General features: G+C 72.3%; 4 protein-coding genes. 3 read left to right on the forward strand and 1 reads right to left on the reverse strand.

Annotated features, from left to right (window positions below; genetic code table 11):
- The coding region (locus AAHZ94_RS31135) for an ATP-binding protein (RefSeq protein WP_502964836.1) at nt 1-390 on the forward strand (390 nt) is incomplete at its 5' end.
- Nucleotides 387-1,076: a response regulator gene (locus AAHZ94_RS31140; protein WP_349997067.1), complete on the forward strand. Its 690-nt coding sequence runs from the start codon at nt 387-389 to the stop codon at nt 1,074-1,076. The genes AAHZ94_RS31135 and AAHZ94_RS31140, both read left to right, overlap by 4 nt.
- Nucleotides 1,077-1,239: 163 nt before the next feature.
- On the opposite strand, the gene nadA is transcribed toward AAHZ94_RS31140, so the two are convergent.
- The gene (gene nadA, locus AAHZ94_RS31145; RefSeq protein WP_349997068.1) at nt 1,240-2,442 is read right to left on the reverse strand and encodes a quinolinate synthase NadA; all 1,203 of its coding nucleotides are present in this window, start codon (nt 2,440-2,442) and stop codon (nt 1,240-1,242) included.
- A gap of 253 nt (nt 2,443-2,695) precedes the next feature.
- Here nadA and AAHZ94_RS31150 point away from each other — a divergent pair, with 253 nt between their 5' ends.
- Complete coding sequence (locus AAHZ94_RS31150; protein WP_349997069.1) at nt 2,696-3,049, forward strand: HesB/IscA family protein; 354 nt, start codon at nt 2,696-2,698, stop codon at nt 3,047-3,049.
- Nucleotides 3,050-3,325: the final 276 nt, after the last annotated feature.

The following is a 3,325-nucleotide window of genomic DNA, read 5'->3' on the forward strand; positions in this document are numbered from 1 at the left end:
CCCCGGGCCCGGGCCCCCGGGGGGGGGGGGGGCCGGGCGGCGGGTACGAAGGCGGGCCGGCAGGCCCGGGCCACCGCCCGGGCCGGCGGCGCGGGCGGCAAGGCCAACGGGGCGGGCAGAGCGAACGAGACCGGCGCGAGGAGCCAGTCCGCGGGCCGCTCCGCCGACCGCGCTGCCGATCGCTCCGCCGAGCGTGCCGCCGCCGATTCGGCCGCCGGCCTCGCCGCGCCGTCGCCCTCCGACGGCGGCGGGCACGGCCTGATCGGGATGCGCGAGCGGGTCGCTGCGCTGCGCGGCGTCTGCGAGGTGGGACCCCGCGTCGAGGGCGGCTTCCGGGTGCGCGCGACACTGCCGGTACGAGGCCGTTCGGGAGGGGATGAGGGCGCATGACGATCAAGGTGGTGCTCGCGGACGACCAGGCGCTGTTGCGCAGTGCGTTCCGCATCCTGGTGGACTCCGAGCCGGACATGGAGGTCGTCGGGGAGGCGGCGGACGGCGCGCAGGCGGTGGAGCTGACCCGCGCCCACCAGGCCGACGTGGTGCTGATGGACATCCGGATGCCCGGCACCGACGGGCTCGCCGCCACCCGCGTGATCAGCGCGGACCCGGCACTGGCCGAGGTCAGGGTGGTGATGCTGACCACGTTCGAGGTGGACGAGTACGTGGTGGAGTCGCTGCGCGCGGGCGCCAGCGGCTTCCTCGGCAAGGGCGCGGAGCCCGAGGAACTGCTGGCCGCGATCCGGGTCGCGGCGGCCGGCGAGGCCCTGCTGTCCCCGGCGGCGACCAAGGGCCTGATCGCGAAGTTCCTCGCCCAGGGCGGCGGCGCGGACGAGGAGGCGGACGGGAGCGGCTACGGGTCCAGCCGTCTGGAGGCGCTCACGGTGCGCGAACGCGAGGTGCTGGTGCACGTCGCGGGCGGCCTGTCGAACGACCAGATCGCCGAACGGCTCCACGTCAGCCCGCTCACCGTCAAGACCCACGTCAACCGCGCCATGGCCAAGCTCGGCGCCCGCGACCGGGCGCAGCTGGTGGTCATCGCGTACGAGACGGGGCTGGTGCGCCCGCGTACGGACTGATGCGTACGGACTGATGCGTACGGGCTGATGCGTATGGACTGGTGCGTACGGACGTGCGTACGAGCTGACGCGTACGAGCTGGGGGTTCGGCACGACGGCCGCGGCCCGGGAGGTGAGGCCCGGGCCGCGCCCGTGGTGGGTGGGCACGGTGGTGCGCGGCGGGTTACGGGAGCGACAGCATCCGCTCCAGGGCCAGCTTGGCGAAGCGCTCCGTCTCCTGGTCGACCTGGATGCGGTTGACCACCTTGCCATCGGCCAGCGACTCCAGGGTCCACACCAGGTGGGGCAGGTCGATGCGGTTCATGGTGGAGCAGAAGCACACCGTCTTGTCGAGGAAGACGATCTCCTTGCCCTGGCTGGCGAACCGGTTCGCCAGCCGGCGCACCAGGTTCAGCTCGGTCCCGATCGCCCACTTGGACCCGGCCGGCGCGGCCTCCAGGGTCTGGATGATGTGCTCGGTGGAGCCCACGTGGTCGGCGGCTGCCACCACCTCGTGCTTGCACTCGGGGTGCACCAGCACGTTGACCCCGGGTATGCGGGCGCGCACGTCCTCCACCGAGTCCAGCGAGAACCGGCCGTGCACCGAGCAGTGGCCGCGCCACAGGATCATCTTGGCCGCGCGCAGCTCTTCGACGGTCAGGCCGCCGCCCGGCTTGTGCGGGTTGTAGACCACGCAGTCCTCCAGGGACATCCCCAGGTCCCGCACGGCCGTGTTGCGCCCCAGGTGCTGGTCGGGCAGGAACAGCACCTTGGTGTCGAGCTCCGCCGCGCGCCCCTCGCCCTGCGCGAAGGCCCACTCAAGAGCCCGGCGCGCATTGGACGAGGTGCAGATCGTGCCGCCGTGCCGGCCGGTGAACGCCTTGATGTCGGCCGAGGAGTTCATGTACGAGACCGGCACGGTCACGTCGGCGACCCCGGCCTCGGTCAGCACGTCCCAGCACTCGGCGACCTGCTCGGCCGTCGCCATGTCGGCCATCGAACAGCCGGCGGCCAGGTCGGGCAGGATGACCTGCTGGTCGTCGCCGGTGAGGATGTCGGCGGACTCGGCCATGAAGTGCACGCCGCAGAAGACGATGAACTCGGCGTCCGGTCGGGCCGCCGCGTCCCGGGCGAGCTTGAAGGAGTCCCCGGTGACGTCGGCGAACTCGATGACCTCGTCGCGCTGGTAGTGGTGGCCGAGCACGAAGACCCGGTCCCCGAGCTTCTCCTTGGCGGCGCGGGCCCGTGCCACCAGGTCCGGGTCGGAGGGGGCGGGCAGGTCGCCCGGACACTCCACGCCGCGCTCGCTCTTGGGGTCGGCCTCGCGGCCCAGCAACAGCAGGGCCAGAGGGGTGGGCTGGACGTCGAGAGTTTGGGCGGTGGTCACTACACGCACCCTTTCTGTTTTCCGCAGACAAGCCTTTTCGTCTGTTTGACGCTATTTATCATAACCGCTTTGCGTCACGTTGACGATGGCCATCGCGTCGATGTGACGCATTCCTGGTTCGGCGACGCATGCCCCCGCACGGAACGGTGTGCGAGCATGAAGACGGAAGACGCGCGCCAGATGCGGAATGAATTCGGCACGGCGTGGGTTGCAGCCGAGGGCAAGCAGTCCGTACAACCCGGGAGAGAAGCAGATGACGGTTCAGGACGACACCACCACGAGTGACGGCATCCTCCTGTCCGATGCCGCCGCGGGCAAGGTCAAGGCACTGCTGGAGCAGGAAGGCCGTGATGACCTCGCGCTGCGCGTCGCCGTCCAGCCTGGTGGCTGCTCCGGCCTGCGCTACCAGCTCTTCTTCGACGAGCGTTCGCTCGACGGCGATGTCGTGAAGGACTTCGACGGCGTCAAGGTCGTCACCGACCGCATGAGCGCCCCGTACCTGGGCGGTGCCTCCATCGACTTCGTGGACACCATCGAGAAGCAGGGCTTCACCATCGACAACCCGAACGCCACGGGCTCCTGCGCCTGCGGCGACTCCTTCAGCTAAGCCCCGCCCGGGCCCCACCGCGGACGCGTGCCGCGGGCGGGGCCCTGCCGCGTGGTTGCCACGGCCCGGGGGCCCGGTCACCGTCCGTCAGGGCGGCGGTCACGGCCCGCCGGGCCGTGTCGCGTCGTGCGGCGTCGCGTAGTGCGGTGCCGAGCGGTGCCGCGTCGTGCGGTGGCCGGGTCGCAGGACAGCACGCGGCGGGGGGGGGGGGGGGGGGGGGGGGGGGGGGGGGGGGGGGGGCGGGGGGGGCGGGGGGGGGGGGGGGGGGGGGGGGGG

Source organism: Streptomyces sp. HSW2009 (genome assembly GCF_040240285.1).
In the GTDB taxonomy this organism is placed as follows: domain Bacteria; phylum Actinomycetota; class Actinomycetes; order Streptomycetales; family Streptomycetaceae; genus Streptomyces.

Excerpts from the sequence above, each read along its gene's own strand:
- AAHZ94_RS31140 (WP_349997067.1), top strand. The coding sequence starts at position 387 with ATGACGATCAAGGTGGTGCTCGCGGACGACCAGGCGCTGTTGCGCAGT.
- AAHZ94_RS31150 (WP_349997069.1), top strand. The coding sequence starts at position 2,696 with ATGACGGTTCAGGACGACACCACCACGAGTGACGGCATCCTCCTGTCC.